The following is a 531-nucleotide window of genomic DNA, read 5'->3' as shown; positions in this document are numbered from 1 at the left end:
GTCCGCCACTCGCCACCCAGAGAGCAAGCTCTCCTGTGCTGCCGTTCGACTTGCATGTGTTAGGCCTACCGCCAGCGTTCACTCTGAGCCAGGATCAAACTCTTCACTTAAAACTACATGATCCGAAGATCAAAATTTAAAGCTGCAGATGATTGATGCTGGCAACGTATCGCTTGCTTTAAAACAATTAATAGTTGCTTGATCAAACGTCTGCAAGATGGACAATCATCCTTCCTGCAGGCGCCTTCACAAGATACCTGCGCATACTTTCAAAGATCCGGGGAAGTGGCCTCAGCGCCGTTCCCGTGTGCTGCGAAGTTTCCTTCGTAGCGAGCCGCCCATTATAGCCGGCTTTTCCGCTTCGTCAACACCTTTTTTCAAGGCCGTCTCACCGGAGTGGACGTTGTTGCCGATGCCGCTTCGTCGTTGGACCCGAGAGTCTTTCGTCGTTGCGAGCCGCCTATTATGCCGGACTTTTCGAGTCCGTCAACACCTTCGTTCGATCATCTCGTTCGTCGGTGATGGCGTCGC

The 531-nt window shown here is 52.5% G+C and carries 1 rRNA gene; it reads right to left on the bottom strand.

Going from position 1 to position 531, the window contains the following annotated elements:
- Window positions 1-110 (bottom strand): 16S ribosomal RNA (locus tag C9414_RS21045); the annotation flags it as partial.
- Window positions 111-531: the final 421 nt, after the last annotated feature.

The organism is Bacillus sp. Nf3, assembly GCF_003028545.1.
Classification (GTDB): domain Bacteria; phylum Bacillota; class Bacilli; order Bacillales; family Bacillaceae; genus Bacillus; species Bacillus safensis.
This window is presented reverse-complemented; position numbering and strand designations above follow the sequence as displayed.